This is a genomic window from Pseudomonas sp. (assembly GCF_049590575.1).
Classification (GTDB): domain Bacteria; phylum Pseudomonadota; class Gammaproteobacteria; order Pseudomonadales; family Pseudomonadaceae; genus Aquipseudomonas.
Genome location: NZ_JBAWDE010000065.1, coordinates 1 through 5,516 on the forward strand (window position 1 = coordinate 1; position 5,516 = coordinate 5,516).

Genomic DNA, 5,516 nt, shown 5'->3' on the forward strand with positions numbered 1-5,516 from the left:
CACCGCATTCGCGAGCAAGCCCGCTCCCACATTTGGGGCCGGTTCCTCCAGTTATTAAGCAATTTACGGGTTAACCGATGCTATTCAACCAAGCCTCACGCCTGGCCAAGATCACCAGCCCCCTCGGGCCGGATGTGCTGTTGCTCAATGAAATGGGCGGCGGTGAAGAGCTGGGCCGGTTGTTCAATTACGACCTGCAACTGACGTCCATGGACGCCAACATCGACCTCAACCAGTTGCTCGGCAAGCCGATGAGCGTGGGCGTGCAACTGGCGGACGGTGGCGAACGGCATTTCCACGGCATTGTCGCGCGGTGCAGCCAGAACATCGACCAGGGCCAGTTCGCCAGTTACCAGGTGACGCTGCGCCCGTGGCTGTGGCTGCTCAGCCGGACCTCCGACTGCCGGATTTTCCAGAACCTGAGCATCCCGCAGATCATCAAGCAGGTGTTTCGTGACCTGGGTTTCTCCGACTTCGAAGACGCCCTGAGCCGCCCGTACCGCGAGTGGGAATACTGCGTGCAGTACCGCGAGACCAGCTTCGATTTCGTCAGCCGCTTGATGGAACAGGAAGGTATCTACTACTTCTTCCGCCATGAGCAGGACCGCCATGTGCTGGTGTTGGCCGACGCCTATGGCGCGCACACCACGGTGCCGGGCTACGCGTCGGTTCCGTACTACCCCAAGGACGAGCAGCAGCGCGAACGCGACCACATGCACAACTGGCACCTGGCGCAGGAGGTGCAGCCGGGCTCGCTGGAGCTTAACGACTACGACTTCCAGCGCCCCAGCGCCAGCCTCGACGTGCGCTCGGCGATGCCACGCCCGCACACCGCCGGCGACTATCCGCTGTACGACTACCCCGGCACCTACGTGCAAAGCGCAGACGGCGAACACTACGCGCGCACCCGTATCGAAGCCTTGCAAACCCTGCATGAACAGATCGAGTTCGCCGGCAATGCGCGCGGTCTGGGCTCCGGCCATCTGTTCAGCCTCACCGGCTTCAGCCGTCAGGACCAGAACCGCGAATACCTGATCGTCGGCATCCGCTACTACATCACCCAGGAAAGCCTGGAAAGCGGTGGCGGCTCAGGCTCGGCGCAGTTCGACAGCAGCCTGACCTGCATCGACGCCCAGCAAAGCTTCCGCCCGTTGGCCAGCACCCACCGGCCCGTCGTCAAGGGCCCGCAGACCGCGTTGGTGGTGGGGCCCAAAGGCGAGGAAATCTGGACCGACCAGTACGGCCGCGTAAAGGTGCACTTCTACTGGGACCGCCACGACCAATCCAACGAAAACAGCTCGTGCTGGATTCGCGTGTCGCAGTCCTGGGCTGGCAAGAACTGGGGCTCGATGCAGATCCCCCGGATCGGCCAGGAAGTCATCGTGAGCTTCCTCGAAGGTGACCCCGACCGTCCGATCATCACCGGGCGCGTCTACAACGCCGAGCAGACCGTGCCTTACGACCTGCCCGAAAACGCCACCCAGAGCGGCATGAAAAGCCGCTCGAGCAAGGGCGGCACGCCGGCCAACTTCAATGAAATCCGCATGGAGGACAAGAAGGGGTTGGAGCAGCTGTATATCCACGCCGAGCGGAATCAGGACATCGTGGTGGAGGTGGATGAAAGTCATTCGGTGGGACATGACCGCAACAAGAGTATCGGGCATGACGAGGTGGTGACGATTGGCAATGACCGCGTGCGTGCGGTCAAGCATGACGACATGCTTATGGTGGGGTTCAGCAAAACCGACGCCATCAGCAAGAGCTACCTGATTGAAGTGGGCGAAAACTTGCGCCTGGTTTGCGGCAAAAGCGTGCTGGAGCTCAACGCCAGCGGCCAGATCAATCTCACTGGTGTGCAGATCAATGTGTATTCCGAGGGCAGCTCCGAGATCAACACCGGCGGCAATCTGCATTTGAACATTGGGGGCAAAGGCGGTACCACACCCATGGGCCAAGGGGTCAAGGGTGAAATCGACGCGGCCGTCAATTCCATGTTTCCCAAGCCACCTTCCGGCCAATAACGAGATTCCGTTTCATGACCTATCAACTCAATGAACTGCAATTCACGCTGCCCAGCGATGACGTTCAAGATGCTTCCATCAATATCCTGAAGTTCGCCGCTCTGGGTACGTCGTTGATCGTCAGCCGTAGCCTTCTAGGTGATGGTGAGACGCTGCAAAGCAACTTCGAAGAGCAACTGGCGAAGCTGGAGAAACAGGTACAGGACCTGCGCTACCAACCGGCCAAGGCGCTTCGTGTAGGCGCGGCGCAGGATATAGACGCCATCGAAGTACATAACCAGTTCAGCAAGGGCGCCGAGCGTATCCATCAATACCAGTTAGCGCTTGTGATACCCGGCACTCGGCAGATGCTTGCCCTGAGTTATGTCAAAGCCCAACCCCTGGGCGATGCTGAAAGCGCCCATTGGTCAACCATCAAAAGCACCTTGCAGCTGAATCCCAAGCCTTGAAGTCCCTAATCCATGTCTGACGCTCTCTGGGCGGCACGTCTCGGCGACGGTCTGCTGCACACCTCGGCGATGGCCGACATCCTGGGCGGCGTGCTGGAAATTGCGGCTAACATCGCTATTACGGCCGTCGCCACTGCTGCAATTGTGGCCGCCACCGGTATTACGGTCGTAACCGGCGGGCTAGGCTGCTTTGTGCTGGGCGCCGTAGTGGGCATCATCGTCGGCATTGGCATGAGCAAGACGGGGGCGGACAAGGGACTGACAAAAGTTTGTGACTGGATAGGCAATGCGTTATTCCCGCCGGTGGTGATGGCAACAATCGCCACTGGCTCCCACAACACTTTTACCAATGGCATACCCTCTGCACGTGCCGCAGGCACTATCGGCCCAGTCAGTTCGCAACCCGCCGAAGGTGGGAGTCCCGAAGAAGCCAGCTACCTTGACATGGCCAAGGGTTTTTTCTCGCAGATGTGGCGACCCACAGTGGCGGTCCCTGCACCAGGCGCAGTACCCAAACCGCTGGATATTGTGATCTGCACCAAACATCCCCCGATGCCGCCGCAGTTTATTGCCGAAGGCTCCAGCAAGGTCACTATCAACGGTCAGCCGGCCGCCCGCAGCGGTGACCGAAGCACCTGCGACGCCTCGATTGTCGAGTCGGGGATGATCTCCAGCAACGTGCGTATTGGCGGAAGCCCCGTGGTGGTACGCGAGATCCGCAGTGGCAAAACACCCGGTGTCGGGCTGGCGGTGACCGCACTGCTGATGCTGCGTGGCGGCGGCTCCAAGTTTTTCAGCAAGCTGCCGTGCATGGTCGTTGGTGGACTGGTGTCGTGGGGCACCAGCCAAGTGACCAATGCCATTACCTCTGCAGTAGCAGGCTCGCCCAACCCGGTACACAGCTCCACCGGCGCGAAAATTCTTGATGGGGAAGACGATCTGGACTTCGCCCTGCCCGGCCTGCTCCCTATCGAGTGGCAGCGCTACTACAGCAGCCGGGACGAGCGGCGCGACGGTCTGTTCGGTGCCAGCTGGAGCGTGATCTACGAGGTCTGCGTCGAGATTGACGTACACCCCGAAGGTGGGGAACGGCTGGTCTATACCGATGAGCAAGCGCGACAGATCGACATGGGTGTCATCCCGCTGGGCGGTGCCGTATTCAGCGCAGGAGAAGGCTTGAGCGTACGGCGCAGTACCAATGGCCAACTACTGATTGAAAGCGTTGATGGGCTCTATCGGCTATTCGAACCAACGCCAGGCACCGCCTCACGCCTGCGCCTTAGCCAATTGGGGGATCGCAACGACAACCGAATCTTCCTCGACTATGACACTCAGGGTCGGCTGAGCCACTTACGAGATACGTTCGACCATGTGCGTGTCGAACTTGTTTACAGCCAGCAATGGCCGGCGCGAGTGGAGCAAGTCGAGCGGCTATACCCCGATCACAGCCGGGAAACCCTTGTCAGTTACAGCTACGATTCTCGCGGCGACCTGGCCGAAGTTCGCGATACCGACGCAAACGTGCAACGCCGCTTCGCCTATGACAACGGCCAGCGCATGGTCGAGCATCAACTGCCCACCGGGCTGCGTTGTTACTACCAATGGGGCTGCGTGGACGGCAGCGAATGGCGCGTGGTGCGGCACTGGACCGATGAGGGTGACGAATACCTGTTCGACTATGACCTACCGGCCGGCGTGACGCGCATTACTGATGGCTTGCAGCGTCTCAGCACACGCCGCTGGAACTCGCAGTATCAGATCACTGAGTACACCGACAACCTGGGAAAGACTTGGCAATTCGAATGGAATGAGGAGCGTCAGTTGCTCAGCGCGACTGACCCACAAGGCGGCAAATGGCAGTTCGGCTACGACGAGTCCGGCAACCTGTGCAGCACTCAGGATCCGTTGGGGCGTATCGAGTCGACGTTGTGGCTGGAGCATTGGTCGCTGCCGCTGGTGGAGACCGATGCGGCAGGCCACGCGTGGCAATATCAGTACGACCAGCGGGGCAATTGCGTCAGCGAAATCGACCCCTTGGGGCATGCCACACGTTATCGCTACGACGCCTTTGGTCAGGTGGTGGAAATCATCGATGCCACGGGGAAAAGCAAAACCCTGCGGTGGAATGAAACCGGACAGTTAATCCAGCATATCGATTGTTCGGGGTATCCCACAGCGTTCGAGTACGACCGCCAGGGCCATTTGCAGGTGGTCGTCGACGCCTTGGGTGAACGACAGCGTTATCGACACGACGGCCAAGGCCGGCTGTTGCAGACCGAAATGCCGGACGGTCGCACCGAACAGTACTTGCGCGACACCAGCGGTCTGTTGATCGGTTATACCGATGCAGCGGGTCACACCACCCGCTACCAATACGGGCGCCGCGGGCAAGTGCGCCAACGAATAGATGCACACGGCCGGCAGATTGAGTTCCGCTACGACGCCTACGGGCACCTCCAAACCCTGACCAATGAAAATGGTGAGAATTACCGCTTTATTTGGGACCCGTGCGACCGTCTCGTGGAGCAACAAGACCTCGACGGCAGCGCCCGACGTTATGCCTACGACCTTCTGGATAACGTAGCCGCCGTTGAGTACGTGCCCACCGGGCAGACACCTGAGCCTTCAATTGTGCATCGACTCGAACGAGATGCAGTGGGCCGCTTGCTGTTGAAACAAACCGATGATGGTCGCACCGAATACGCCTACGACCCATTGGACCAACTCACCGCCGTCACCTTCATCGGCAATGACGAAACCACCCAGGCACTGGCCTTCGCCTACGACGCGCGCGGCCAGTTACTCATCGAACAAAGCGCCGCCGGCAGCCTGAACTACCACTACGATGAGCTCGGCAACCTGATCCAGACGCAGTTGCCCGACGGCCGCTGGCTCAACCGCCTTTACTACGGCAGCGGCCACCTGCACCAGATCAACCTCGACGGCCGCGTCATCTGCGACTTCGAACGCGACCGCCTGCACCGTGAAGTCCTGCGTACCCAAGGCCAGATCACCACACGCAGCGAATACGACCGCAGCGGCCGCC

The 5,516-nt window shown here is 60.1% G+C and carries 3 protein-coding genes; all 3 read left to right on the forward strand.

Features of this window, described 5'->3' with window-relative positions; translation table 11 throughout:
* Window positions 1–77: 77 nt before the first annotated feature.
* Window positions 78–2,021 (forward strand): type VI secretion system Vgr family protein, encoded by a 1,944-nt coding sequence (locus WBR57_RS04700; protein WP_424082585.1) that lies wholly within the window; start codon window positions 78–80, stop codon window positions 2,019–2,021.
* A 14-nt stretch (window positions 2,022–2,035) separates the two neighbouring features.
* Complete coding sequence (locus WBR57_RS04705) at window positions 2,036–2,470, forward strand: DcrB-related protein (protein ID WP_424082587.1); 435 nt, start codon at window positions 2,036–2,038, stop codon at window positions 2,468–2,470.
* Window positions 2,471–2,482: 12 nt separating this feature from the next.
* Window positions 2,483–5,516: DUF6531 domain-containing protein (locus tag WBR57_RS04710; protein WP_424082589.1), on the forward strand; the 3,034-nt coding region annotated here is incomplete at its 3' end.